21 protein-coding genes are annotated in these 25,601 nt (G+C 64.6%); 13 read left to right on the top strand and 8 right to left on the bottom strand.

Annotated elements, in window-relative coordinates; genetic code table 11:
- Window positions 1-626: 626 nt before the first annotated feature.
- The 5 genes from AC4CS3_RS18130 to AC4CS3_RS18110 all read left to right on the top strand — a co-directional run bounded on the left by AC4CS3_RS18130 (window position 627) and on the right by AC4CS3_RS18110 (window position 5,314).
- Window positions 627-1,676 carry an FUSC family protein gene (locus AC4CS3_RS18130; protein WP_490784591.1) on the top strand — a complete coding sequence of 350 codons (1,050 nt, stop codon included), beginning with the start codon at window positions 627-629 and terminating at the stop codon, window positions 1,674-1,676.
- A 94-nt stretch (window positions 1,677-1,770) separates the two neighbouring features.
- Complete coding sequence (locus AC4CS3_RS18125) at window positions 1,771-2,541, top strand: GAF and ANTAR domain-containing protein (protein ID WP_490784595.1); 771 nt, start codon at window positions 1,771-1,773, stop codon at window positions 2,539-2,541.
- Between the two features lie 106 nt (window positions 2,542-2,647).
- Window positions 2,648-3,211: a hypothetical protein gene (locus AC4CS3_RS18120; RefSeq protein ID WP_490784590.1), complete on the top strand. Its 564-nt coding sequence runs from the start codon at window positions 2,648-2,650 to the stop codon at window positions 3,209-3,211.
- A 49-nt stretch (window positions 3,212-3,260) separates the two neighbouring features.
- Window positions 3,261-4,013 carry an IclR family transcriptional regulator gene (locus AC4CS3_RS18115; protein WP_490784589.1) on the top strand — a complete coding sequence of 251 codons (753 nt, stop codon included), beginning with the start codon at window positions 3,261-3,263 and terminating at the stop codon, window positions 4,011-4,013.
- Window positions 4,014-4,126: 113 nt separating this feature from the next.
- Entirely contained in the window at window positions 4,127-5,314 is a 1,188-nt protein-coding gene (locus tag AC4CS3_RS18110; protein ID WP_490784588.1) for a 4-hydroxybenzoate 3-monooxygenase, read from the top strand.
- A gap of 118 nt (window positions 5,315-5,432) precedes the next feature.
- Here AC4CS3_RS18110 and AC4CS3_RS18105 read toward each other — a convergent pair whose 3' ends face one another.
- From AC4CS3_RS18105 to AC4CS3_RS18095, 3 genes are all read right to left on the bottom strand, one after another.
- Entirely contained in the window at window positions 5,433-6,392 is a 960-nt protein-coding gene (locus tag AC4CS3_RS18105; RefSeq protein WP_490784587.1) for an aldose 1-epimerase family protein, read from the bottom strand.
- 100 nt (window positions 6,393-6,492) lie between these two features.
- Window positions 6,493-7,695: an ROK family protein gene (locus AC4CS3_RS18100; protein WP_490784586.1), complete on the bottom strand. Its 1,203-nt coding sequence runs from the start codon at window positions 7,693-7,695 to the stop codon at window positions 6,493-6,495.
- Between the two features lie 13 nt (window positions 7,696-7,708).
- Window positions 7,709-8,974 carry an FAD-binding protein gene (locus AC4CS3_RS18095; RefSeq protein ID WP_490784585.1) on the bottom strand — a complete coding sequence of 422 codons (1,266 nt, stop codon included), beginning with the start codon at window positions 8,972-8,974 and terminating at the stop codon, window positions 7,709-7,711.
- 204 nt (window positions 8,975-9,178) lie between these two features.
- Between AC4CS3_RS18095 and xylA the strand changes: the two genes are divergently transcribed.
- From xylA to AC4CS3_RS18080, 3 genes are read left to right on the top strand one after another with little or no spacing between them, the layout of a single operon-like run.
- Window positions 9,179-10,369: a xylose isomerase gene (xylA, locus tag AC4CS3_RS18090; RefSeq protein ID WP_490784584.1), complete on the top strand. Its 1,191-nt coding sequence runs from the start codon at window positions 9,179-9,181 to the stop codon at window positions 10,367-10,369.
- A gap of 19 nt (window positions 10,370-10,388) precedes the next feature.
- Window positions 10,389-11,891, top strand: a complete 1,503-nt coding sequence (xylB, locus tag AC4CS3_RS18085; protein ID WP_490784594.1) for a xylulokinase — start codon at window positions 10,389-10,391, stop codon at window positions 11,889-11,891.
- Window positions 11,866-12,951, top strand: coding sequence for a Gfo/Idh/MocA family protein (locus AC4CS3_RS18080; RefSeq protein WP_490784583.1), 1,086 nt, complete (start codon window positions 11,866-11,868; stop codon window positions 12,949-12,951). The genes xylB and AC4CS3_RS18080 overlap by 26 nt, the downstream gene beginning before the upstream one ends.
- Before the next feature lie 22 nt (window positions 12,952-12,973).
- Here the strand turns inward: AC4CS3_RS18080 and AC4CS3_RS18075 are convergent, their stop codons facing one another.
- A complete protein-coding gene (locus tag AC4CS3_RS18075; protein WP_490784582.1) occupies window positions 12,974-14,053 on the bottom strand; it encodes a LacI family DNA-binding transcriptional regulator in 1,080 nt (359 codons plus the stop codon).
- A gap of 258 nt (window positions 14,054-14,311) precedes the next feature.
- Between AC4CS3_RS18075 and AC4CS3_RS18070 the strand changes: the two genes are divergently transcribed.
- The 5 genes from AC4CS3_RS18070 to AC4CS3_RS18050 all read left to right on the top strand — a co-directional run bounded on the left by AC4CS3_RS18070 (window position 14,312) and on the right by AC4CS3_RS18050 (window position 21,526).
- Window positions 14,312-15,271, top strand: a complete 960-nt coding sequence (locus AC4CS3_RS18070; RefSeq protein WP_490784581.1) for a carbohydrate ABC transporter permease — start codon at window positions 14,312-14,314, stop codon at window positions 15,269-15,271.
- Window positions 15,268-16,089: a carbohydrate ABC transporter permease gene (locus tag AC4CS3_RS18065; RefSeq protein ID WP_284751535.1), complete on the top strand. Its 822-nt coding sequence runs from the start codon at window positions 15,268-15,270 to the stop codon at window positions 16,087-16,089. Before AC4CS3_RS18070 ends, AC4CS3_RS18065 begins: the two co-directional genes overlap by 4 nt.
- Before the next feature lie 88 nt (window positions 16,090-16,177).
- Window positions 16,178-17,455: an ABC transporter substrate-binding protein gene (locus AC4CS3_RS18060; protein WP_490784580.1), complete on the top strand. Its 1,278-nt coding sequence runs from the start codon at window positions 16,178-16,180 to the stop codon at window positions 17,453-17,455.
- 101 nt (window positions 17,456-17,556) lie between these two features.
- A complete protein-coding gene (locus tag AC4CS3_RS18055; RefSeq protein WP_490784579.1) occupies window positions 17,557-20,175 on the top strand; it encodes a glycoside hydrolase family 78 protein in 2,619 nt (872 codons plus the stop codon).
- A gap of 136 nt (window positions 20,176-20,311) precedes the next feature.
- Window positions 20,312-21,526 (top strand): ROK family transcriptional regulator, encoded by a 1,215-nt coding sequence (locus AC4CS3_RS18050; protein ID WP_490784578.1) that lies wholly within the window; start codon window positions 20,312-20,314, stop codon window positions 21,524-21,526.
- Here the strand turns inward: AC4CS3_RS18050 and AC4CS3_RS18045 are convergent.
- Genes AC4CS3_RS18045 through AC4CS3_RS18030 form a run of 4 tightly spaced genes read right to left on the bottom strand, consistent with a single transcriptional unit; the run spans window position 21,508 to window position 25,597 of the window.
- The gene (locus AC4CS3_RS18045) at window positions 21,508-22,647 is read right to left on the bottom strand and encodes a Gfo/Idh/MocA family protein (protein ID WP_490784577.1); all 1,140 of its coding nucleotides are present in this window, start codon (window positions 22,645-22,647) and stop codon (window positions 21,508-21,510) included. The two genes, AC4CS3_RS18050 and AC4CS3_RS18045, sit on opposite strands and share 19 nt — an antisense overlap.
- A complete protein-coding gene (locus tag AC4CS3_RS18040; RefSeq protein WP_490784576.1) occupies window positions 22,632-23,330 on the bottom strand; it encodes a ThuA domain-containing protein in 699 nt (232 codons plus the stop codon). The genes AC4CS3_RS18045 and AC4CS3_RS18040 overlap by 16 nt, the downstream gene beginning before the upstream one ends.
- Before the next feature lie 41 nt (window positions 23,331-23,371).
- On the bottom strand, window positions 23,372-24,376 hold the full coding sequence (locus AC4CS3_RS18035; protein ID WP_490784575.1) for a sugar phosphate isomerase/epimerase family protein: 1,005 nt from the start codon (window positions 24,374-24,376) through the stop codon (window positions 23,372-23,374).
- 12 nt (window positions 24,377-24,388) lie between these two features.
- On the bottom strand, window positions 24,389-25,597 hold the full coding sequence (locus tag AC4CS3_RS18030) for a Gfo/Idh/MocA family protein (protein WP_490784574.1): 1,209 nt from the start codon (window positions 25,595-25,597) through the stop codon (window positions 24,389-24,391).
- Window positions 25,598-25,601: the final 4 nt, after the last annotated feature.

Genomic DNA, 25,601 nt, shown 5'->3' with positions numbered 1-25,601 from the left:
TGACCGGTCTGCGTCACCGCGTGGAGGCACTCGCCGCCGCGCACCCGCTCTACCCGGGCGTTGCAGCGCTTAGCTGACCGTCTCCGGACCCGGCATGCCCGTCGGGACCGGCATCCTCTGCGGGCTCGGTCGCGAAGACGCCCGCTGGGCGGACGTTTTCGCGACCGAATGGGCCCACGCCGTCCGGGTTCCCTGACCGAGCTTGCGAGGTTAGGGGGACGGCGGGGACGCCCGCTGCCGGATGTCGGTCCCGAAGGGGCCGCTGCTAACCTCCTTTGGAGCGCAAAACGTTCACCGGGCGCTCTGGTGACGGCTAAAGGCGGGTGAGTGGGTTCCGGAAGCGTGCGTCAAAGCGACGAAGGAGCAGCACGCGGAGGAACTCGCTCACCCGCCCCCAACCCGACCACATACCTTGTTAGGAACCGACAATGGCTGTTGGCGTCGCCGTCAACGTCCTCGAATGCTGACGCCAAAGGTTTTCATTCAACGGAAGCTGACCGGGCTGCCTGGAGCCGTCCGGCGTAAGCTCGCAGCGGATGCCAGTGCCGCCGTCGGGCAGTAATAGTCGGGCAGTATTAGTTGAGCAGTGCGATGCTCAAGAGACGCAAGCAGAGGCAGGCAATCCATTGAACCCCCTGGCAGAGATGTTCAGGATCGGTCCCGGGAACAAGGACCATCACCCGGCTGTGCGCTGCGCAGTGGGCGTCTTCCTGCCATTGATCACCCTCGTGTTGTTCGGACGGCTGGACCTTGTGGTTTTTGCCAGCTTTGCTGCGTTCACCAACATCTATGGCCGCAACGAGCCCCACAGCCACCGTTTTCGAAGCCAGCTCCGGGCCGGTTCCCTGCTGCTGGGCATCATCCTGCTCGCTACCCTGACCGCGAGGGTTGGACAGGGCTCGGGCGCTTACGTGTGGATCCTCACGCTCGGCACCACGTTGGTTGCCGCGCTTTGCTCCGTGGTGACTGCGCTGTGGCGGCTTCGCCCGGCAGGTTCCCTCTTCCACATTTTCGCTTTCGCCGCGATCGCCTCCGTGTCCCAGCAGCCCCCGCTCTCGGAAGGGATGTTGGCCGCCGTTTTGACTGCGGTGTTGGCGTTGCTGATCGGAATGTCGGCACGGGTGGTCCCGAGTCACCGGACGACTTGGAAGCGGCCGCCGGCGGAACGCTTGTTGCCACAGGAAATCCGGGCAGCGTGGCTGGAAGGCGTGGGCTACTTCGTGGCTGCCGGGCTGGCCGGAACGCTTGCTACCTTGGCCGGGGAATGGCTCGGGTTCGGACACGGTTATTGGGCGATGGTGGCGGCAGTGGTTCCCTTGGTGGGGCGCAGTACCCGGCATCGGGTGCAACGGGGAATCCAGAGGATCGTTGGGACCCTGCTGGGTTTGCTCGTGTTGGCCGGAATCCTCTGGCTCGGCCCCGCGCCGTGGCAGATGGTGTTGGTGATTGCCGTATGCCAGTTCGGGGCTGAGCTCTTCATTGCGCGCCAATATCTTGTGGCACAGATATTCGTCACCCCGCTGGCGCTCATTTCCACTCTGCTGGTGGCCAACGTCCCGCCCGGGCTCTTGCTTCGGGACCGCATCGTGGAGACGGTGATCGGGGCCGCCGTCGGCGTCGCGGTGGTATTGGCGCCCGGGGCATGGTTCCGGCTCCGGGAACTCACTTCCCGCTAGGCGTTTCCCAATTGCCAACCGTGTGGGACGGTGTACGGAAGGGACTTATTATTTCCACATGCCCCCGTCAGCATATTCACTTGGAGAACGCGCCATGCTCCCTGCAGATTCCGCCCCGACCACCAATGACCAAATCCAGAACCTGATCCTGGAAAGTGCCGATTTTGAGGAGTTCCTCAACGAATTGGCACGGTTTTCTGCCCACCAAATGGCGGGCGACGGCGATGATGCGCTCTGTGGGATCACGCTGCTACGCGAGCGGAAGGCACTCACGATTGGGTGGAGCAGTGATGTGGCCCGCGAAGTGGACGAGATCCAGTATTCCTTGGCCCAAGGACCATGCCTAACGGCTGCCAAGGGGGAGCAGGAAGTCTACGTTCCGGATCTCCTGGAGGAGAACCGCTGGGGCCCCGACTACGCGACTGCTGTTGCATCGTACGGCCTGAGATCAGTGCTCTCCTTGCCTTTCAACCTTGAGGGCGAGGCCAAGGCGGCCCTCAATCTGTACTCCGATGCCCCATACAAGTTCAACGAAAGGGCCGCAGATCGGGCCCGGGGCTACACCCGCGAGGTATCGCAGGCCTTGCGTCTTGCCGTCAGGTTCGCTGTTCATAAGGACAGCGCCAACAATCTCCGGGCGGCAATGGAGTCCCGCACAGTCATTGACGTAGCAGTCGGAATTGTCATGGCACAAAGCCGCTGCAGCCAGGAGGACGCCGTCCGGATCCTGACGGAGGCATCGAGCAATCGCAACGTGAAATTGCGCGACGTCGCCAAGTCCTTGGTGGATTCCGTCGACGCAGCGGGCACCCTGACCCACTTCGAAGAGCCGGCCCAGGAGCCGGGCCGCAGCCGGGCGGGATGAGTCCGGCCCTCTGATCGCTCAACGCGGCGGGTGTACAACGAGGATTCCACGGGATACGCTTCTCAAGGTTGAGCCGTCGGCCATAGACACCTCTTTTGGAGTACCTATGGACCGTAGATTGCACGCCCTCGTAAAATTCGATGTTTCCACCGACGCCGTCGAAATCGACGTGCGGGGGAGCCTGAATCAAGATTCGAGGCCCGCACTCGTTCACATCGTTCGCCGGATTCGGCGAATGGGCGTCACCTCCCACATCAGAGTGGGCTTTTCCCACGCCGCAATTGTCGAATCACAGGCCCTGGCGGGACTCCGCAACGACCTCAATGCGATCGACGGCGGAACCACGGAAGTGGGCCTCGTCAGCGGATCCGGAGTTTCCCTGGAATTCACGGACAAGCCTGCCAGTCTCCAGCTTGGGGCGCCAACAGGATCGAAATCGTTCGAGATCACGGGCGAATTCGGAGCCTCGATCGATGCGGCGGGATTCCAACCGCTGGACAAGTGCTCCGATGAAGAACTTCTTGCCGCCAGTGATTTCGCCTTTGGGCTGCTGGACCAGCCCGGGACGTCTGCCTCTCCGGTAGTGCTTGCGCACTACGACGCGATCGGCTTGGAGATCTCGCGGCGGGAAACCAAGGACGCCACGGCGGATCCCGCTGAACCGCAGTAAGCTTGAGCCCACCATTCAATGGAAACCGTAGGAAGGTGGGAAACGCTCCGTGGCCAACTCGGCATCCGGTGATTCCGTGGTGGACCGAATCGTCCGGATCATCGAGGCCTTCCCCGAAGGCTCCACGTCCCTGCGGCTTTCGGAACTCGCCGAGACCGCTGGCTTGCCCCTCTCAAGCGCCCATCGCCTGGTCCGGCAGCTAGCCGAACACGGACTTCTTGAACTCGGCGTTGACGGAAATGTCCGATTGGGCCTGAGGTTGTGGGAGCTGGTCAACCGGAATTCACCCACTCTGGCCCTCCGGCAAGCGGCACTGCCGTTCATGGAGGACATCCAGCAGGTCCTGAACCAGAACGTGAACCTTGCCGTGCTCGACGGTTGGGAGGCGTTGTTCGTGGAGCGGCTGTCCCGGAGGGGATCCGTCGCCAACCGCGCCCGCGTTGCCGGCCGCATGCCGGTTCACATCTCTTCGGCCGGGTTGGCCCTGATGGCAGGCCAGCCGCGGGAACAGCAGGCCGAGTACCTCAAACAGTTCAGTGACCCGGCCGGCAAGGTGACGGCCGACGTCGTCCGTCACCTTTTGGCCGAAACCGCCCAGCAAGGGTACGCGCAGCTCGCGGGCGTGGTGGATCCGGACACATGGGGCATCGCGGTGCCGGTCACGGACGGCAAGCGGCGCACGATAGCCGCACTCGGCGTCGTGGTTCCCCTCGCTGAAATGCGCCTGCAGGCCCTGGTGCCTGCGCTGCAGACGGCGGCCCGCGGCATCGCTCGCCAGCTCGGGGAGCAGCGAAACGCCTAAGCGTTTCCGTTCAACGGAATTCATATAACGCCGAACCTGCGGTGCGGGTCACACTGATCAGCAGAACCTCCGCAGCCCTTCAGGCGCGGTTCCGCAATGAAGCGAGGAACACTTTGGCACGCAAGATCATCACCACCCAAGTGGCCATCATGGGCGCGGGCCCGGCCGGCCTCATGCTCTCCCATCTGCTGGCCACATCGGGGATCGAATCCACGGTGGTCGAGGTCCGCAGCCATCAGCAGATCGCCGAAACCGTCCGTGCGGGCATCCTGGAACACGGCTCCGTGAACCTGCTCGTGGAAAGCGGGGTTTCGGACCGGGTGCTGCGCGACGGCGACAGGCATGACGGGATCGAACTGCGCTTCAACGGCGAAAGCCACCGGATCGACTTCAAAGAGCTTGTGGGGGAATCGGTGTGGCTCTACCCGCAGACGGACGTCTTTCTCGACCTCGCCGCACGCCGCAAGGACGACGGCGGCGACGTCCGGTACAGCGTCACGGATACCACCATCCACGACCTCGACGGCAAACCGAAGGTCTGGTTCACCGATGCCGAGGGCCAGGAATTCGAGATCCAGGCGGACTTCCTCGTGGGCGCCGATGGTTCCCGCAGCCACTGCCGCTTCCAGATCCCCGAGGCCAACCGCAAGTGGTACTTCCACGAATACCCCTTCGCATGGTTCGGCATCCTCGCCCGGGCGCCGCGAAGCTCAGACGAACTGATCTACGCCAACTCCGAGAACGGCTTCGCCCTGATCAGCCAGCGCACGGAGAACGTGCAGCGCATGTACTTCCAGTGCGACCCCAAGGAAAACGTGGCCGACTGGGACGACGAGCGCATCTGGTCCGAATTCCGCAAACGCGTCAACGGAAACGGCTTTGAGCTCAAGGAAGGGCCCGTCCTCGAAAAGATGGTCCTTCCGTTCCGCAGCTTCGTCCACACGCCCATGCGCCACGGGAATCTGTTCCTAGCGGGCGACGCCGCCCACACAGTCCCGCCGACCGGCGCCAAGGGCCTCAATTTGGCCCTCCATGACGTCAAGGTGCTCTTCGAAGGCCTCGAGTCCTTCTACTCGAACGGTTCCAACGCGCTTCTCGAGTCCTACAGCGGCCGCGCTCTCGAGCGGGTTTGGAAGGCCCAGCATTTCTCCTACTGGATGACGTCCATGCTGCACACCGTTCCGGGCTCGGACGACTTCGGCCGGGCCCGCCAGCGCGGCGAGCTCCACTCCGTGGTCTCCTCCCGCCACGCGCGGGCATACCTGGCGGAGTCGTACACGGGGTGGCCCGGGACGAAGTAGGCCAGCCACTTCAGTGCCGACGTCGCTGGAACGGTGCCTGCTCGCCCGAACGTTCCGGCGAGCAGGCACTGTTCCGGCGATTTCGACGACGACGGCACCCGGCAGGGACGCGCCGGTGTCAGCTCGGGTTGAAGTCGGCTTGAGGGTCAGGTCGCGGTCCACGAGGCAGGTACCGGATGCCCCAACTGGCTTCCCAGACCTCCCCGGGTTCCAGCCAACGCAGGCCTTCGCCACTGTTGAAGGCGTCGGCGGGGGCCGTCATCGGTTCAACCGCGACGGCGGTCACCATGCCGCCGTCGGCTGCGAAATCCGTGGTGGTAAACGCTTGGACGTAGCCGAAGGAGGAGTCCATGAACATCTGGACTTGGCTGCCGTCGGGCGCTTCGAGATAGTGCAATGAGCTTCCGTCGTCCTCGCGGCGGACATTGCCCCAGGCGTCGTCGAGGTCAACGGCGCCCACCAGCTGCCCGGCACGGAAGTCGTTCCTCGTTCCGCTGACGTCCGTGGTGATTCCGCTGGGGTTCAGGCGTTCATCCACTTCGATGTGGGTTTCGGCGTTGATGTAGAGCGTGAGTTCTTCCGTCGGCACGCTCCCCAGGCGGAGGAAAGGATGTGCACCGAGCGCGACGGGCGCGGACCGGTGGCCCGTGTTTTCCAGTCGGTGCGTGACAAGCAGCCCGTCCTCCAGGAGTTGATAGCGGACCGACGTCGACAACTCGAAGGGGTACCCCGACTGGGGCGAGATGCCGGCGTCGAGCGTGATGCTGTCAGCGGTCCGGGCACTGACACTGTACGGAGTGTGCGTCAGCAATCCGTGCAAGGCGTTGCCGTTGCCCGGTTCGGTGATGTCCAGTTGTTGGGCGACGCCGTCGTAGCTCCACGTGCCGCCAGCCACCCGGTTGGGCCACGGGACCAGGACCCAGCCCGCGCACCAGGGCGGTTGGGCGTCGACCGGATAGTCCTGAACCAGCGCTACGCCGTCGACGTCGAGCTCCCGTAGGCTCGCGGCGACTTCCGTCACGACGACGCGCTGGCTGCGGCCACCGATGTTGGCCGTGAGTTCGAAGTGTTCGCCCATGGGCGCTGGCGCACGGTGACGCGGTTCCCTATGAAGGGATGGCGTCTGGTTGAGCGGGCGGGCCTGATTCGGCATGGTTGACCTGACTGGGAGGGGGAGATTAAGAAGTGCGAGCGGAGAAGGTGCCGGCAGGGTCCGCGAGGAACTGCGCGAAGGCGAGTTCCGCGGCTCCGATCATCATCAGATCCGAGCCGAGGGCAGCCCGGTAGATCTTCACCTGGCCTGCCGGGCCGTCCATCGCCTGCGAGTGGAGCGAGCTGTCCAATGTCCCTGGAGACAGGGCGTGCAAGACGCCGAGGAAGCCATCCAGGACGATCGCTTCCGGATTGAAAATGTTCACCGCATTCCGCAAGGCGACGCCAAGATATTCAAGCTGGCGTGCCACTTCGGCGGCCACGGCATCGCTGCTGCTCGCGCGGAGCGCCTGCTCGAGTTGGCCCGCATCGCCGCCGCCGATCCCGGCCAATTCAAAAAGGGGTGACTGGGAGACTTCGGTTTCAAGGCAGCCCGCGGCACCGCAGTGGCAAGGTTTGCCGGACGAGCGGACAAACGTGTGTCCAAGTTCCCCGGCGTAGCCGGATGCTCCGCGAAGCAATTCCCCGTCAGCGATGATTCCGCCGCCGATGCCGCTGGCGCCGCCGTTGAGGAAGATCAGGTTCTTCTGGCCCGCACCGGCGCCGAAGAGGAGTTCGCCCTCAGCGCCGAGCGATGCGTCGTTGGCCGCGTGGCAGGGGTATCCGGTGGCTTCGCCGAGCATTCGGGCGATGGGTTCATCGCGCCAGCCCAGGTGCGGGGCGTGCCGGACTACGCCGTCGTCGCGGTTGACGAGCCCGGGCACCGCGATGCCCACGCCCATGACCCGGTACGAAGTGTCGAGCTCGGACCGCATTCCGGCGATCACCGCGGCGGCGATGTTCACGGCTTCTTTGGCCGTCGGGATCCGCTCGGTGTCGAAACGGATCTTCTTCTGGACCTTGCCCCCGAGTCCGACAAGACCGATGGTGACGGCGTCGATCTCCGGGTTGACCGCCAGTGCGGCTATGGATGGCCGCGGATGGACGATCGGGCTGGGCCTGCCCACCTGGGCTTCACCGGAGGGCGCCGTCTCGTACACCACTTCCAAGTTCACGAGTTGCCCTATCAGCGTCCCCACGGTGGACCGGTTCAAGCCCGTGCGTTTGGTCAGCTGGGCGCGGCTGAGTACACCGTTGTGATGGACAAGGGAGGTCAGCAGGGCCAGGTTGTTTCGCCGCGAAGGATCGGGCTCGCTGGCGGTGACGGGATGTGGGGTGGGGGAGGGCATCATCGCGACAATATCAGCTCCCAAACACCGTTCGGTCCAGGAAGTCATTGCGGAACTTTCCGGAAGGATCCAGGCGCTCAGCCAGGGCGATGAAGTCGCCGAAGCGAGGGTACAAAGGGGCGACGGCGGCAGCATCGGCGTCGAACAGCTTGCCCCAGTGCGGCCTCGCCGTGAACGGAGCCAGTTCCGCCTCAAGCAGCGGCAGGATGGCTTCGACCGCCGGCTGGTCCTGGCGCCACGTGAAGTGCAAGCCGATGCCGTCGCGGCCGTAGTTGGCACTCAGCCAGAGTTGGTCGGCCGCCACCGTGCGGATTTCGCCAATCAGCAGCAGCGGAGTCACGACGTCGGAGAGCCTGCGCATTGTGCGGAGGGCGTCCACCGCGTGTTCACGGGGGATGAGGTACTCGCTCTGCAGCTCGTCGCCTTGGCTCGGAGTGAATTCCATCCTGAAATGGGCCAGCCGGTCGGACCACGGCCCGGCAATCCCGAGCTGCTGCGTGCAGTTACTGCCAGACACTCCGGGAAGGGGGTGCCGGGCTTCCGTTGCCGGGGTGCCACCGAAGAAATCCGGCGATTCCGTCGCGGGATCGCCGCTGCGCCTCTTGAGCCAAGCCTGGCCCACAGTCTCTCCGCTCCAGTCAGTGAACAGGCTGACGCTATACGCCGAGGAGGTTATCTGGTCGAAGTTTTCCACGACGAGATCCCAGTTGAGGTTTTCGAAGACGCTCTGGGCGACGTCGAAGCTTGGCTGGATGTCCAGGGTCAGTTTGGTGACGATGCCGAGAGCACCGAGTCCCACCACCATGCCCTCAAAGCCGGGATCGCCGCGGCGCACGCTGAGAATGCTGCCGTCCGCCGTGACCAGTTCAAGGCCCGCGACGGCGGTGGCCAGGTTGCCGTTGGCGTCACCGGAGCCGTGCGTGGCAGTGGCGACAGCTCCTGCCACCGAAATGTGGGGGAGCGATGCCAGGTTGTGGAGGGCGAAACCCTGGCGCTGGAGCTCAGCCGCGAGTGTCCCGTAACGCGTACCACCGCTCACTGTGACGGTCATGTTCGCCGCATCCACACTGATGCCAGGATCCAGACGGTCCAGCACCACGAGGGTACCGGCCGTGTCCGCGATGGAGTTGAAGGAATGGCGGGACCCGAGCGCGCGGATCTTCTTGGCGCCTGCCACGAGCCCTTGGAGCTCCTCCACGCTCGTGGGATGGGCGAGTTGCGGTGCCTGGTAGCAGTAGTTTCCTGCCCAGTTGCGTTCCGCCACCAGCTGATCAGTCACGGTTGAATCCTTCGTTCGAGAGCCTCGCGGCCTTATTTGATGTCCAAAACAACATAACGTCTCGTTAGTCGCCGCGCTAGATCTTTTGCGAACAATTCGTTAGCTGGATGAAAAATCTTGTTGACTCCAAGTGGTTGACATCACAGAGATTCGTAATATGTTGGATAGCGAAACAAACTCAACATCGACTACCCGGAGCACTCAATGACGATTCAGCCCACCCGTGAAGACAAGTTCTCGTTCGGCCTTTGGACCGTGGGATGGGAGGCGCAGGACCAATTCGGTTCAGCCACCCGCCCTCCCCTGGACACCGTGGAAGCCATTAACCGGCTCAGCGATCTTGGCGCCTACGGGATCACTTTCCACGACAACGACCTGTTCCCCTTCGGCTGCTCGGCTGCCGATCGCCAGCGCGAAATCGACCGGTTGCAGGGCGCGCTCAAGGCCACAGGGATGATCGTCCCCATGGTCACCACCAACCTGTTCAGCCACCCCGTCTTCAAGGACGGCGGTTTTACGAGCAATGACCGCGGCGTCCGCCGCTTCGCCTTGCGCAAGGTGTTGGACAACATCGATCTCGCTGCTGAACTTGGCGCCGAAACCTTCGTCATGTGGGGCGGCCGTGAAGGCAGCGAATACGACGCCGCCAAGGACATCCGCGGCGCGCTGGAGCGCTATCGCGAGGCCGTCAACCTGTTGGGCGACTACGTCACGGACAAGGGCTACAACATCCGCTTCGCGATCGAACCGAAGCCGAACGAACCCCGCGGCGACATCCTGCTCCCCACCTTGGGCCACGCCCTGGCGTTCATCGAAACCCTGGAACGTCCGGAGCTGGTGGGAATCAACCCCGAAACCGGCCACGAGCAGATGGCGGGCTTGAACTTCACGCACAGCATCGCCCAGGCCCTATACCAGGGCAAGCTCTTCCACATTGACCTCAACGGCCAGCGCAGCATCAAGTTCGATCAGGACCTGGTGTTCGGCCACGGTGACCTGCAGAACGCCTTCTCCTTGGTGGACCTGCTCGAAAACGGCGGTCCCGACGGCGGCCCGTCCTACAAGGGCCCGCGCCACTTCGACTACAAGCCCAGCCGCACCGAGGACATCGACGGCGTGTGGGACTCTGCGGCCGCGAACATGCAGACCTACTTGCTGCTCAAGGAGCGAGCCAAGGCATTCCGTGCCGACCCCGAGGTCCAGGAAGCCCTCCAGGCGTCCCGCGTGGCTGAAATCAACGAGCCCACCCTGAACCCGGGCGAAGGCTACGAGCAGTTGCGTGCGGACAAGTCCGCCTATGAGGACTTCGACGCCGATGCCTACTTCGGCGGCAAGGGCTTCGGATTCGTGAAGCTCCAGCAGCTCTTCATCGAGCACCTCCTCGGAGCGCGCTGATCCCGTGGCAGCTGCTTCCTTGAACCTTGTTGCCGGGGTTGATTCCTCTACTCAAAGCTGCAAAGTGGTGGTCCTCGACGCGGAAAGCGGTGCGCTGGTCCGTGCGGGCCGGGCGAGCCACCCGGAGGGAACGGAAGTCCATCCGGACGAGTGGTGGCGGGCTCTGTCCGCAGCGTTCGACGACGCCGGCGGCCTCGCCGATGTCAAGGCGCTGTCCGTAGGGGGCCAGCAGCACGGGATGGTGCTGCTGGACCGCGACGGCAATGTGGTGCGGCCAGCCTTGCTGTGGAACGACACGCGCTCGGCCGGCTCTGCGGAAGACCTCACCGCAGAGGTAGGGGCGGAGGACTTCGCCCGGCGCACCGGGCTGGTGCCAGTGGCTTCGTTCACGATCACGAAGATCCGCTGGATCAGGGACCATGAACCCGAAAGCATGGCGAGGGTGGCCGCCGTCGCGCTCCCTCACGACTGGCTCACGTGGCGTCTCCGCGGTTACGGCCCGGCGGACTCCAGCCTCTTGGGGCCGGACCTGGACGAGCTCACCAGTGACCGCTCGGACGCCAGCGGCACCGGCTACTGGAGCCCACTGACCGGACGCTACGATCTGGACTTGTTCAGATTGGCGTTCGGCCAGGACGCCCGGGAAGCCTCGGGCGGGTCAGCGACGGCGGCGCCCGGCGTCGTCGTTCTTCCCCGGGTGCTGGGTCCGGGCGAAACCGCAGGCCGCGTGCACCCGGCGTGTTTCGGCGGCACCGGCGCAAGCGAGGCGCTGGGTGGCGGAATCCTGCTCGGTGTCGGGGCGGGGGACAACGCCGCCGCGGCGCTGGGACTCGGAGCCAAACCCGGCGACGTCGTCGTGTCGGTGGGCACCAGCGGTACGGTGTTTGCCGTCGACTCCTCACCCGGACATGATGCGAGCGGGACCGTGGCGGGATTCGCGGATGCGAGCGGGGAGTACTTGCCCATCGCAGTGACGCTGAACGCCGCCCGTGTGCTCAGCTCAGTTGCCGCAGTGCTCGACGTCGACTTCGACGGGCTTTCCCGGCTCGCCTTGGAAGCCGAACCTGGTGCGGGAGGTGTGGTGCTGTTGCCGTATTTCGAAGGGGAACGAACCCCCAATCTGCCTCACGCGAAAGCCAGCTTCCATGGGCTCAGCATCGCCTCCACCACCCGATCGAATATCGCCCGGGCGGCCATCGAAGGCATGCTGTGTGGACTCGCCGGAGGTCTGGACGCGCTGCGTGCCCAGGGCGGCCGCGCGGAACGGTTGCTGCTGATCGGGGGTGCCGTACAGAACCGTGCTGTCCAACGGATCGCGGCCCAGGTGTTCGACTTGCCGGTGGTGGTTCCGAGTCCGGGTGAATACGTTGCGCGGGGGGCAGCAGTGCAGGCGGCATGGGCGCTCGCCGGGTTCCGCCCGGACTGGCCCGTGGCCCTGGATGCCACACCCGAGCCGGATTTCCGAGCTTCGATCGGGCAGAACTACAGGAAGGTCAGTGCCCGCGTTGACGCCGGCAACTGAACCGCTGCTCGTCAGGACGCCGCTTCTGGATTCCGTGAACCAGAACCCGGTGCCTGCATCGGGCAATCCCGTCCGGTGGGGAGTCATTTCCACCGGACGGATCGCCTCCACCGTCGTCAGCGACCTCGCGCTGCTGCCCGACGCCGTCCTGCAGTCCGTGAGTTCCCGGAACCAGGAAAACGCGGAGGCGTTCGCCGCCGAGCACGGCTTCCAGAGCGCCTACGGTGACGACGACGGGCTTCCGGGTTACCAGCGTCTGCTCCGGGACCCCGCGGTAGACGCTGTGTATGTGGCAACGCCGCACGCGAGCCACTACTCCGTGGCGAAGGCTGCCCTCGAAGCCGGGAAGCACGTGTTGTGCGAGAAACCGTTGACCATCAACGCCCGTGAAGCAGAAGATCTGGTCAGCCTGGCCCAGGAGAAAAGCCTGTTCCTGATGGAGGCAGTGTGGACCCGGTTCCTGCCCAGCGTGCAACGGGCGGCGGAAATCATCGCATCCGGTGAACTCGGCGAAATCCGGTGGGTGCAAGCTGACCTCGGATTTCCGGCGCCGCACCATCCCGAATCGCGGCTGTGGAAGCGCGAAGACGGGGGAGGCGCCTTGATGGACGTGGGCGTTTATCCCTTGACGTGGGCACTGATCAGCCTGGGACGCCCCCAGTCGATCACGGCTACGGCCCATCTCACTGATGGCGGAGTGGATTCCGGAACAGCATTGACGTTGTCCTACCCTTCCGGAGCCCAGGTCCAGGCCATGACCTCGTTGACCGCGGCGACCCCGCAAACGGCCACCGTATGCGGTACGAAGGGGATGCTCCGATGCAACGCCCCGCTGTTTAATCCGACCGAACTGACCATTACCTCCAGCTCCGGCGAGCAGCGGGTGGAGAAATTCATCCTGGCCGGCCGTGGCTACACATACCAGTTGCGCGAAGTGATCCGCTGCCTGCAGCAGGGCCTTCTCGAGAGCCCCACGATGCCGTTGGCAGATACCTTGACCACCATGTCCCTGCTGGATGAAGCACGCAGCCAAGCGGGAATCAGGTACCCGGCGGACTAGGGGCGAAGGAGGGTCGGCCGGCTCAGGCTTCGAGCGGCAGCCTGCCGTCTTCTTCCGGGACAGGCCTTCCACCGGGTCCCAGAGTGCTCTCGCGGAGGATGAGGCGGGGCTTGAGCGTCAGGACGCGGTGTTCGTGGTCAGGATTCCGGATCTCGTCGAGGAGGAGATTTATTGCTTCGGCGCCCATTCTGTGTCCGTCCTGGGCGACGGTGGACATGGAGATGGCGACTTCGGTGGCGAAGTGGTTGTTGTCGTAACCGATGACGGCGACGTCTTCGGGCACGCGCAGGCCTCTTGCCATGAGCTCGTGGATGACTCCCGCCGCGATGCGGTCTGAGGGCGAAATGATTCCGTCCGGCACGCGATCCGCGGGCCGGCTCGTCACTTCGGCTGCGATTTTGCGCCCTTCATCACTCTTGAGGCGACGGGAGGGGATGATCTCGAGGGTGGCATTGCCGGCCTCCATCACAGCCCGAAGGGCGCCGTTGCGGCGCTCCTTGACGGCGTGGAACTCCTCGGGGCCGCCGGCGAACAACAGTCGGCGGCGGCCGAGTTCAATGAGGTGCCTTGCGGCCATGTATCCGCCGTGCTCCTCGTCCGAGAGGACTGCGCAGCAGTCCTGGCGGCCGCCGGCGTAGTTGACCAGGACTATCCTGCGCCCGTGCCGGCGGACCCGGTCGACACCTTCAAGACTTGCGTTCAAAGGCGTGAACAAGATGCCCGCCACCCGCGCCTCGTCGAAGATGTCCAGGTACGACTCCTGGCGTTTGAAGTCGACGTCGCTGTTGGCCAGCAGGAGGGCATGGCCCGAGGTCCGGGCCTCGTCTTCGGCACCCCTGGCAATGTCGACGAAGAGTGAGTTGTCGATGTCGGTGAGGACTAGCCCGACGGTGCTGCTACTGCCCGCAGCAAGCGAACGGGCGGCGCTGTTCGGGACGAAGCCCAGCTGCTCGACGGCGGCGAGGACCTTCTGGAGCGAACGCGCCGAGACTTTCTCCGGCTTGTTCAACGCATGCGAGACAGTCCCAAGGGATACTCCGGCGAGGCGCGCGACGTCCTGCATACTGGGGGCCCGGCCCCCGTCTGCGGTCTGGCTTGTCACGCGATTCGTTCCTTAATCCTAAAGCGCTTCATTTGTGGCTTCACGCAAGAATAGAAGGCCGCGCACACGTGGTCAAGCTGGTGATCCCAGATGAAATCAGAATTAAATCGTTTCAAAAGCTATTGACGCACATCACATCCGACCCCTACTCTGAATCCAGATGAAGCGCTTCAATTTAGCAAAGTTTCTACTCGATGGAGAGATTCCCGTGATTCGATGGATCAGCACTCCGGTGCCGGCATTGCTTGGAGGGACGCGATGAGCACAGCGGAGAGCCAGTCGCTGGCGGTGGCCGAGGCTGCCGCGCCCGTTCCACCCGTCAGCCGCCGCACTCGGAAATTCACCGCACGCCGCATCGGTACAGTCCCGTGGTGGTTCGTTGTTCCGGCACTCGTGTTCTTCCTGTTCGTAGTCCTGTGGCCAAGTGTGCAGGGCGCCGCCTACGCGTTCACCAACTGGGACGGACTCTCGGCCACCAAGGACTTCGTGGGCCTGGCCCAGTTCCAGCGCCTTCTCAAAGACCCCGGGGGCGTCGGCGCGGTGGTCCACACCCTGCTGATCGCCTTCGCGATCACTGTGGTGCAGAACCTCATCGGACTGCTGCTGGCCCTGGGTGTACACAGCAAGATCAAGAGCCGCAACATCCTGCGCGTGGCCCTCTTCACGCCGGCGGTGATTACGCCGGTGGCCACGGGCTATCTGTGGAAGTACCTCATGACCCCCGACGGGGCGATCAATCAGATCCTGGGGTTCTTCGGCCTTGGCGCCCTGCAGCACGATTGGCTGGGGGATGCCGACATCGCCCTATGGTCCATCGTCGCGACGGTCGTCTGGCAATTCGCCGGCTACTCCATGGTGATCTTCCTGGCAGGCCTGCAGGGAGTCCCTGAAGATGTCCTCGAGGCCTCCAGGATCGACGGCGCAGGCCCGTTCCGCCGGTTCTGGTACGTGGTCCGCCCGGAGTTGGCTCCGGCGATCACGATCAACCTGATGCTCTCGATCATTGGAGGCCTGAAGCTGTTCGACCAGGTGTGGGTCATGACCTCCGGCGGCCCCGGAACCTCGACGGACACCATGTCGACTCTGATCTACAAGAACGCGTTCCAGTTCGGCGACTTCAGCTACGGCATCGCGATGGCCCTGGTCCTGACCGCATTCGTCGCGATCCTCTCCACCGCTCAATACAAGCTCCTCGGCAAGCAGGGAGGCACCAAGTGAACCGCTACACCTGGCGGACGTTCATCCTCGAGGCCGTCATGGTCCTGGTCGGCGTCCTCTTCTTCCTTCCTGTCTACATCCTGGTCAACCTGGCACTGAAGACGCCGGACGACCAGTCCTCCCCCTTGGCGCCGGTCACCAACATCACGTTCCAGAACTTCTCCGATGCCTGGAGCCAGGCCAACCTGGGCCAGGCCCTGCTGACCAGCGCTTTCGTCACCGTGTTCAGCGTACTGATCATCGTGGCCATCTCGGCACTGGCCGCCTACCCCCTGGCCCGGGTGACGAAGAGATGGTCGAAGTGGCTGTTCTTCGTCTTCATGCTGGGGCTGCTCCTGCCCTTCCAGCTTGCTCTCATCCCGCTCTACACGACCATCCGGGACCTGGGCCTGCTCGGCAACCCGATCTCCCTGGTCCTGTACTACGCCGGCCTGCAGGTCCCGTTCTCGGTTTTCCTCTACACCGGCTTCATCCGGGCAGTTCCCCTCGACTACGAGGAAGCCGCCGCGATCGACGGCGCCGGCCCGCTGCGGAGCTTCTTCTCGGTGATCTTCCCGCTGGTGCGTCCCATCACCGGCACGGTCATCATCCTGAACGTCCTTCACGTCTGGAACGACTTCCTGACCCCCTTGCTGTACCTGAGCGGCAGCAACCAGCAGACCGTACCGGTCGCCCTGTTCTCGTTCGTCAGCCAGTACGTCTCGCAGTGGAACCTGGTCTTCGCCGGCCTGGTCATCACCATCGCGCCGATCCTCATCGCCTACTTCGCGATGCAGAACACCATCATCAAGGGCTTCGCCAGCGGTCTCAAAGGCTAGTCCCCTCACCTCACCTGCGTGAGGCCGTCCGGTCCTCACGTCTTTACCTAGGCAGCGCCCTGGCTGCAGTTCAAAGGAGAGCAACACAATGCACAAGAAGAGCCTTCTGGCCCTCTCGGTCGCCGTCGCCGCGGCCCTCGGCCTCACCGCATGCAGCGGAGGCAGTTCCAACGCCGGTGCCGGCGGAGGGGACGGGAAGACCCTGACCCTCGCGGCCACGACCAACGAAAAGCCCGCCCTCGACGCCGTCGTGGCCAAGTTCAAGGAGCAGAACCCGGGTGTGGACGTGAAGTACACGACGTCGGCCCTGGACCAGTACCAGACCACCACCCGCACCCAGCTCTCCTCGGGAACCGCCCCGGACGTCGTCTTCGTCTGGCCCGGGGACGGCAACCCCATGGCCACCCGCGTGGTCGGCAAGGCCGGTTTCCTGGAAGACCTTTCAAGCCAGTCTTGGGCGAACAGCTTCCCGGCCGGGATCAAGCCGGTCACCCAGTACAACGGCAAGACCTACAGCGCCTCCGTTACGTTCTCCGGTATTGGCGCCGTCTACAACATGACCGCAATGACCCAGGCGGGCCTGACTCCTCCGACCACCTGGAGCGGCCTGCTCCAGTTCTGCTCCGCGGCGAAGGCCAAGGGCAAGACAGCCTTCGAGCTGGGCGCACAGACAAACTGGGTCACCCAGCTCATCCCATACGCACTGACCCCTACCCTCGTCTACGGTCCGAACCCGAACTTCCCCCAGGACATGACCGACAAGAAGGCCACCTTCAGCGACTCGAAGTGGACCGACGCGCTCAACAAGTACGTCGAGATGCAAAAGGCCGGCTGCTTCCAGGCCAACCCCCTCGGCACTGACTACAACGCAAGCCTTGCCGCCGTCGCCAAGGGCGACGCGCTCAGCGTGGTGCAGGTGAACTCGGCCGTGGCTGCGATCAGCACGCAGGCACCGAAGGGCACCGAGTTGAATATGCTCCCGGTCCCGGCCAGCGACAACCCGGCTGATACCCGCATGGCCGGCGCCGCAGGCTCGACCTACGGGGTGAACGCCCACGCGAAAAACAAGGACCTCGCGATCAAGTTCGTCAACTTCCTCGAGAGCCCTGACGGCATGAACCTGTACGCGCAGACCAACAAGGCCCTGCCGGCGGTCCCGAACGATGCGTTCAAGGTTGACCCGGCACTGAGCACGCTCCAGCAATACCAGAAGGGCGGCAAGACGGACGCGTTCATGGACCAGAACTGGCCCAACGCCCGCGTCCAGCAGACCCTCTTCCAGGTAGTGCAGGATCTCCTGGCCGGCAAGACGGACGCTAACGGGGCCCTGAAGCAAATGGACACCGCTTACACCTCCGGCTCCTAGCCGTTCCCGGACGGCCGCGAGCCGACACCGGATCACCTTGCGGTGGCGGTCCCCGGGACCGCCACCGCACTCACACCACGAGAACATTTGGGAAGAACCACATGACAATCCCGGCAACAGCCACAGCGACAGAAGAGACCACTGCAACCACCGCCCGTGTGGTCCGTCTGCAGGCCGAACACCGGACGGTTGCACTCGGAATCGGCAAAGCACGCCCCCGTCTTTCGTGGCAGACACAAGCCCCGGCCGGATGGGAACAGCGCAAGTACGAAATCGCCGTCGAGCGGGCCGGCAAGGCCCGGGTGACAACGGAAGTCTTGTCCGCGGAGTCGGTGCTCGTGGATTGGCCATTCCGGGCGTTGGAGTCACGTGAGCACGTCGGGGTGCAGATACGGGTCTGGGGAAGCGCCGACGAACCCTCTCCGTGGAGCGAATCCTTCTCCATCGAGACCGGCCTCCTCGCGCCCGAGGACTGGACTGCCCTGGCCATCACTCCGGACTTGGAGAATGACCGTGAGGAAGACAACCCGCCGGCCCTGCTCAGGCGCTCCTTCACCACCAGGGCAAGCATCGCTTCGGCCAGGCTCTACGTCACCGGACAGGGCGTGTATGAGGTGGAGATCAACGGCCAGCGGGTCGGGGACGAAGTTCTTGCCCCGGGCTGGACGAGCTACGACCACCGCCTGCTCTACTCGACGTTCGACGTCACGGACTTCCTCCTCGACGGCGAGAACACGGTCGGTGCCTGGCTGGCCGACGGCTGGTTCCGCGGACGCCTCGGTTTCAAGGGAGGTACCCGCAACAACTACGGGGACCGGGTTTCCCTCCTCGCGCAGCTCGAAATCACCTACACGGACGGCCGGAAGACCGTTATCCAAACCGACGACGGATGGCGAACCTCCCACGGGCCCATCACCTTCGCGAGCCTCTACGACGGCGAACACCACGACGCCCGCCTCGAGCAACCCGGCTGGTCGCAGCCGGGCTTTGATGACAGTACATGGTCCGGGGTGCTGGCAGCCAAGCTGAGCAAGTCCATTCTCGAGGCCCCGGCGGGACCACCCGTCCGGTGCACCGAAGAGCTCGCCCCGCAACGCGTCTGGACATCGCCCTCAGGCAAGACCCTCATCGACTTCGGCCAAAACCTTGTCGGACGGGTCCGGCTTACCGTCCACGGCAAGCCGGGCGACACGGTGACCATCCGTCACGCAGAAGTTCTCCAGGGCGGCGAGCTGTACACGAGGCCGCTGCGCTTTGCCGCTTCGACCGACGAGTACATCCTTGCGGACGACTCCGAGCACACCTGGGAGCCGCGGTTCACCATGCACGGCTTCCGCTACGCCGAGATCACCGGAGCTGTCGACGCCGTCAATCTCGACGCGTTAACAGCCCGGGTCCACCACACCGACATGGAACGCGCGGGCTGGTTCGAATGCTCGGACCCGCTCATCAACCGCCTCCACGAGAACGTCCGGTGGAGCATGCGCGGGAACTTCGTCAGCATTCCCACGGACTGCCCCCAGCGCGACGAACGCCTCGGATGGACCGGCGACATCCAGGTCTTCGCCCCCACGGCGTCCTTCCTCTACGACTGCTCCGGGATGCTCGCCGGCTGGCTTAAGGACGTCGCCGACGAACAGCTCCCGGACGGGACCGTCCCCTGGTACGTCCCCTGGGTCCAGGCAGGCTCGTGGGACGAGACGATCCCCGGGGCCGTGTGGGGCGACGTCGCCGTGCTCACCCCGTGGACCCTGCACGAACGCTTCGGAGACAAGGGCGTGCTCGTCGAGCAGTACGCCAGCGCCAAAGCATGGGTCGACCTCATGGCCGAACGGGCCGGTGAAACCCATCTTTGGGACGAAGGGTTCCAGCTCGGCGACTGGCTTGACCCCGCCGCGCCTCCGCACGACCCCGCAGACGCGCGCACGGACCGCTACCTCGTCGCAACTGCGTATTTCGCCTGGTCCGCACGCCACCTCTCCCGGATCGCCGATGTCCTCGGCAATAGCGACGACGAAGCCCGGTACGCGGAACTGGCCGAAAAGGTCAGGCAGGCATTCGCCCAGCGGTACGTCCGCGAGGACGGAACCATCACAAGCGACGCTCAGACCGCCTACGCCCTCGCGCTCGTGTTCGACCTCCTGCCAACAGAAAGTCAGAAGCGCCGCGCGGCCGACCGCCTCGCCGAGCTCGTCGCCGAATCCGGGAACCGCATCGCCACCGGATTCGCCGGCACCCCGGTCATCAGCGATGCCCTCACCCTCGGCGGCCACGTCGGGACGGCCTACGATCTGCTCAAGGAAGAAGAATGCCCCTCATGGCTGTACGCCGTGAAGCAGGGTGGAACCACCATCTGGGAACGGTGGGACTCGATGCTGCCCGACGGCACCATCAACCCCGGGGAGATGACCTCGTTCAACCACTATGCCCTCGGCGCCGTGGCTGACTGGATGCACCGCGTGGTGGGCGGCCTCTCACCCCTCGAACCCGGCTACAAGAAGATTGGCATCCGGCCGCAACCCGGGGGAGGGATCACCCACGCGACCACGCGTCACCTGACCCCCTACGGCATGGCTGAAGTCGCATGGCGGGTCGAGAACGGGACCATGCACCTCGACGCCACAGTACCGAGCGGAACGACGGCGACAGTCGAGCTTCCGGGCGGCCTCCCCCGCGAGCTTGGCGCGGGAAAGCACCAGCTGACGGTTCCCTTTAAGTGAGACTCCTGCGCCGGGACCCCGCGGTCCCGGCGCAGGATCCATCGCCAAGCCGCGCGGCACGGTCCAAATGGACCGCAACCTCGGATCACTGAATGATGATGGAGATCACCTTGTCAATCAGGATCCCGGAGGAACCATGTCCGCCACGCCGTCGCCCGGAAGAGTGGGCGATGTCCGCAGGCAGAATCTGGCTCTCGTCCTCGCAGGGATCCAGACGAACGGCGGGGCCACGCGCGCCCAGCTTGCCGCGGAAAGCGGTCTGACGAAAGCTTCCGTTTCAAGCCTCGTCACAGACTTGCTCGAATCCGGCCTGGTGCGGGAAACAAGTGTCACCCGCGACGGCGACCGCGGACGGCCGGGAACCGGCCTTGTCCTCAATCCGGCCCGCGGTGCCTTGGCCGCGGAAATCAATGTGGACTACCTCGCGGTGGGGGTCTTGGACTTCACAGGGGAACTGACCTTCCACGAAAGCATTGAACGGCACAACCGTGGAAGCCTACCCTCCGACATCCTGCCGCTCCTCGTCGCCATGGCGCAGCGGGCGGCAACAAAGGCGGCGGCCGACGGCGTCGAACTTCTTGGTGGGGAACTGACCGTGCCTGGGTTGGTGGATGCGGAACACAACCGGGTCCTGGCCGCGCCAAACCTGGGCTGGGCCGACGTCGAGCTCTCCGAAGAGCTGCCCAAGCTCCTGCCCGAAGCCCCCTTCGGAGTCTCCCTCTCGAACGAGGCCAATAGCGCAGCGCTCGCGGAACTCTGGTTTGGCCACGGCGCGGATCACGGCAAAAGCGAGTGGTTCCGGGATTTCCTGTACATCTCCGGCGAAGTGGGTGTTGGTGGCGGGCTGGTCATCGATTCCCAGCTGTTCGCCGGCCCGCAAGGCCATGCCGGCGAGATCGGCCATGTGGTGGTGCATCCGGACGGCCCGTTGTGCGCCTGCGGGGGCCACGGTTGCCTTGAGACGTTCGCGGGCCAAGAGGCCTTATATTCCGCTGTGGGAATAGACCGGGATTCGAGCTCCCAGCAAATGGACCACTTGCTCCGCCGCCTTGCCGACGGCGATGAGCGCGCCGTGTCAGCGGTGGAAAAGGCCGGGTACTACCTTGGAATCGCGGTTGCCTCCACGGCGCGGGTGGCGAACATTTCCGCCGTCGTGCTCGGCGGTCATTTCGCCGTACTGGAGGAATGGATCGTTCCCGCACTGCGCCGGAGCTTGGACCACCACGCGCCGGGGCTGATCCCGGAAGGAAAGCTGGCGGTCTCCGGACTGGGGCGGACGGGGGCCCTCAGGGGTGCCGCAGCAACCTCAGTCCGGAGAATATTGAGCCAGGCCTACGAACTGATTCCCTGAACCTCCGCGAGCGGGGCAGCCAAGGCGGTCAGTTCCACGAGTTCCGGCCGTGCAACCGTGCTTTCGATCGACACCGCTGAGCCGCTGTGGGCGGATGCCAACACAGATTCCATGACCTCCAGCGCATGGAATGCCAGTTGGCCGCCAGCACGTGGTTCGACGCCAGCCGGGGTTGCGGCGAGGTCGGCGATGCCGAAGCCCCGGGCCGAATCGATGTAACCGGCCGAGACTGGAAGCGTCTGCCAGGAGTCGGCGCCGAGGGTGAAAAGCTCAACGTCGCCGTCGAAGTGGTTCGGATCAGGAACCACAAGGGACCCTGCCGCACCGTGGATCTCGATGTTGGGCGACTTGGTTTTCACCGCGTCAAAGCTCATCACAAGCGTGGACAGGGCGCCGGAGGCATGGACCAGGACTCCGGTCACGTGCGAATCTATGGTCACCGGAATCACCTCGCCCTCGCGCGGGCCCGAACCGATGGTGCGTGAGTTCCGTGTGTGGCTTGCTGCTCCGATGACCGAGACTACCGGGCCCAGCAACGTGACCAGGGCACTCACGTAATAGGGGCCCATGTCCAGCAGCGGTCCGCCGCCGGGTTGGTAGTAGAAATCCGGATTGGGGTGCCAGCGCTCGTGTCCCGGCGTCACCATGGTTGCCGTGGCCGAGATCGGCGCACCGATCAGGCCGTCGTCGATCGCTTTGCGGGCGGTCTGGATCCCGGTACCGAGTACCGTATCCGGCGCGCAGCCGACCACGACGCCGGCCTCCCGCGCCGCGTCGAGCACTTGCCGTGCCTCGGCGGTCGTCGCAGCGAGCGGCTTTTCCCCATACACACTCTTGCCGGCGGCGATCGCCCTCAAAGCGATCGGCGCATGCGCGGCCGGAATGGTGAGGTTCAGGACGAGCTCGACGTCGTCCGCCGCCAGGAGTTCGTCGACGGTCACCGCACGGACGCCGTCGTAAGAATCCGCGACCGCCTGAGCGCGCGCGGGATCGAGATCCGCCACGGCCACCAGGTCGATTGCCTCCAGCCGGCGGAAGTTTTTGAGGTACTGGGCGATGATGGCGCCGCAGCCAATGATTCCTACTCTAATTGGCTTGGCTGTGTCTATCGGGTTGCCCAAAGCATGCCCCTTTCGATGATCGTGCGGACGTTGCTGTCTTGGAGGATTTCCACCCGGTGTCCCGGGGTGCAGACGAAGATCCGCCCCTTCCCCCACTGCCTGGTCCAGATGGCGGGTGAGGTGACTTCCCGGTTCCACTGGTCCCATTCGCGGACCTTCTGGCTGGTGGTGGCGAGGACGTCGATGTAGTCGTCCGAGAGGACCCAGTACTGCTCGGTTACCAGCTCGAAGTCGCCGATGCCCTGTGTGATGGGATGGCTCGCGGCACCCGGGAGCATATTCACCGTGTACGGCACGTAGTTGTCGGACTGCTCGCCGATGCGTTCGTCCGGGTGTTTGCCCGGGTGGCAGGAGAACTGGCCGCCGATCATGTGCAGGTAATCCGAGTTGTTCCGGTAGGAATCGGCGATGCCGCCGTGCCAGCCGGCAAGCCCGGTGCCGTTTTCGACGGCGGTGCGGAGCCCCTCGAACTCGTCCTTTTCAATCGTGGACATGGTCACGCATTGCACGATCAAGTCCACGCCGGACATATATGCCGAATCGGCATATACCTTGGGGGATTCCTCCACACGGACGTCATAGCCATTGTCCTTGAGGAACGGGATAAAGAGTTCTGTGGCCTCGAATGGCTGATGGCCATCCCAGCCGCCACGGACCACCAGGGCGGTCTTCTTGTCAGTCATGGTTTCCTTTGCTTAGAAATAAGGCCGGATAAAGCGAACGGTCAGCGGCTTGAGAATGCCGCGTCGAATGCGGCGACGGGCGGGGCGATAGCGGCGAGTTCCCGGACCAAGGCCAACGATTGCGGCGCTCCGACGAGCCGGTCCATGCCCGCGTCTTCCCACTCGACGCTGGTTGGCCCCTCGTAGCCGATGGCATTGAGGGTGCGGAAGATCGGCTCCCACTTCACATCCCCATGGCCTGCTGTGACGAAGTCCCAGCCACGGCGCGGATCCGCCCATGGCAAGTGGGATCCGAGCCGGCCATTGCGGCCATTGAGCTGGCGGATGGATTCCTTGACGTGCATATGGAAGATCTTCGGTGCGAAATCCTGGAGGAACATCACCGGATCCAGGTCCTGCCAGATGAAGTGGGACGGATCGAAGTTCAGCCCGAAGCTCTCGCGATGGCCTACAGCTTCCAGGGCGCGCTTTGCGGTCCAGTAGTCGTAGGCGATCTCGGAGGGGTGGACTTCCAAGGCGAAGCGGACTCCCACCTCGTCGAACACGTCGAGGATCGGGTTCCAGCGGTCCGCGAAATCCTGGTAGCCACGTTCGATCATCGATTCCGAGGCAGGCGGGAACATGGCCACGGCCTTCCAGATGGAGGAGCCCGTGAATCCCGTGACGGTCTTGACGCCGAGGCGTGCCGCGGCCCGTGCCGTCGCCTTCATGGACTCCGCGGCGCGTCGGCGTACCCCTTCGGGATCACCATTGCCCCAGATTTCATCGGACAGGATGTCCCGGTGGCGCTCATCGATAGGGTCGTCACACACCGCCTGGCCCGTGAGGTGGTTGGCGATCGCGAAGACCTGAAGGCCGTTCTTCTCAAGGATGTCGAGCCGATCCTGGACATAGCTGTCGTCCACGGAGGCACGGTAGGGTTCCAGATGGTCTCCCCAACAGGCGATTTCCAGCCCGTCGAAGCCCCACTCACCCGCGAGCCGGGCGACCTCTTCGAAGGGCAGATCGGCCCACTGGCCGGTGAATAGTGTGATGGGTCTTGTCATCGGGGTTCCCTCCTAGACTTTCTGCCAGCGGCTGGACGCTGCGGCGCTGCTTTCGACGGCGGCCAGCACCTTTTGCACTTGCAGGGCATCAGCGAACGACGGCGAGGGCTGCTCGCCAGCGCCAATCGCGGTCACGAGGTCCACCACCTGGTGGGTGAAGCCATGTTCGTAACCGAGCCCATGCCCCGTGGGCCACCAATTTCCGGCGTAGGGGTGGCCTGGTTCGGTGACGAAGATCCGGCGGAACCCGGCGTCGGGGGATTCGGCCGCGTCGTAGAAGGACAAGACGTTCATCTCTTCGAAGTCGAACGCGAGCGATGCCCTCGTCCCGTTGACTTCCAGGCGCATCGCGTTCTTCCGCCCCAGCGCGAAACGCGTGGCCTCGAAGACCCCGACGGCGCCCGCGGAATTAGCGCCGCCGTCGAGCCCGTCGCCGGAAAAACGGGCGCTGAAAATGGCCGCGTCATCAACGGTGACCGTACCGCGCGGCGCATCCGCGCCGACGTCGCCGTGGCCGCCGAGTCCCACGAGGTCACCGGCCAACGGCCGCTCGTGGACGAACGTTTCCAGGAGCGCGGAAACGCCCGTGATGTGCTGCCCTGTGACCCACTGAGCGGCGTCAATGCTGTGCGCTCCGATGTCGCCCAGGGAGCCGGACCCGGACTTGGACTTGTCCAGCCGCCAGGTCATGGGCGCGTTTTCGTCGCTGAGCCAATCCTGCAGGTACTGGGCCCGCACGTGCCGGATGTTTCCCAGACGGCCCTGCTCGACCATCCGCTTGGCGAGGGCCAACGCGGGGGTGCGTCGGTAGCTGAACCCGCACATTGAGAACACGCCGCGTTGCGCTGCGGCCTGGGCGGCTTCGGTCATCCGCTCCGCTTCCGCCACCGAATTGGCCAGGGGCTTCTCGCAGAGCACGTGCTTGCCAGCTTCGAGGGCTGCTATCGCGATCTCGGCGTGCGTGTTGCCCGGGGTGCAGATGTCGATGAGGTCGATGTCGTCCCGCTCGAGGAGCCGGCGCCAATCAGTCTCCACCGATCCCCAGCCGAGCTTGCCCGCGGCGGCCCGGACGCCGTCGTCGTTCCGGCCGCAAAGCGCGGTGAGCTGGGGGTCCAGGGGGAGATCGAAGAACCGCGGCGCGGTCCGCCAGGCGTGGGAGTGGGCGGCACCCATGAACGCGTAGCCGACCATGCCGACGCGTAAGGGCTTTGCGGTGGTCATTGTG

The organism is Arthrobacter sp. SE2, assembly GCF_058244265.1.
Note: the sequence above shows the minus strand (reverse complement) of the source record. Positions and strands in the feature narration are given on the sequence as shown.

Excerpts from the sequence above, each read along its gene's own strand:
- AC4CS3_RS18070 (WP_490784581.1), top strand. The coding sequence starts at position 14,312 with ATGAGCACAGCGGAGAGCCAGTCGCTGGCGGTGGCCGAGGCTGCCGCG.
- AC4CS3_RS18100 (WP_490784586.1), bottom strand. The coding sequence starts at position 7,695 with ATGCCCTCCCCCACCCCACATCCCGTCACCGCCAGCGAGCCCGATCCT.
- AC4CS3_RS18055 (WP_490784579.1), top strand. The coding sequence starts at position 17,557 with ATGACAATCCCGGCAACAGCCACAGCGACAGAAGAGACCACTGCAACC.
- AC4CS3_RS18040 (WP_490784576.1), bottom strand. The coding sequence starts at position 23,330 with ATGACTGACAAGAAGACCGCCCTGGTGGTCCGTGGCGGCTGGGATGGC.
- AC4CS3_RS18060 (WP_490784580.1), top strand. The coding sequence starts at position 16,178 with ATGCACAAGAAGAGCCTTCTGGCCCTCTCGGTCGCCGTCGCCGCGGCC.
- AC4CS3_RS18125 (WP_490784595.1), top strand. The coding sequence starts at position 1,771 with ATGCTCCCTGCAGATTCCGCCCCGACCACCAATGACCAAATCCAGAAC.
- AC4CS3_RS18035 (WP_490784575.1), bottom strand. The coding sequence starts at position 24,376 with ATGACAAGACCCATCACACTATTCACCGGCCAGTGGGCCGATCTGCCC.
- AC4CS3_RS18105 (WP_490784587.1), bottom strand. The coding sequence starts at position 6,392 with ATGGGCGAACACTTCGAACTCACGGCCAACATCGGTGGCCGCAGCCAG.
- AC4CS3_RS18120 (WP_490784590.1), top strand. The coding sequence starts at position 2,648 with ATGGACCGTAGATTGCACGCCCTCGTAAAATTCGATGTTTCCACCGAC.
- AC4CS3_RS18030 (WP_490784574.1), bottom strand. The coding sequence starts at position 25,597 with ATGACCACCGCAAAGCCCTTACGCGTCGGCATGGTCGGCTACGCGTTC.
- xylA (WP_490784584.1), top strand. The coding sequence starts at position 9,179 with ATGACGATTCAGCCCACCCGTGAAGACAAGTTCTCGTTCGGCCTTTGG.
- AC4CS3_RS18050 (WP_490784578.1), top strand. The coding sequence starts at position 20,312 with ATGTCCGCCACGCCGTCGCCCGGAAGAGTGGGCGATGTCCGCAGGCAG.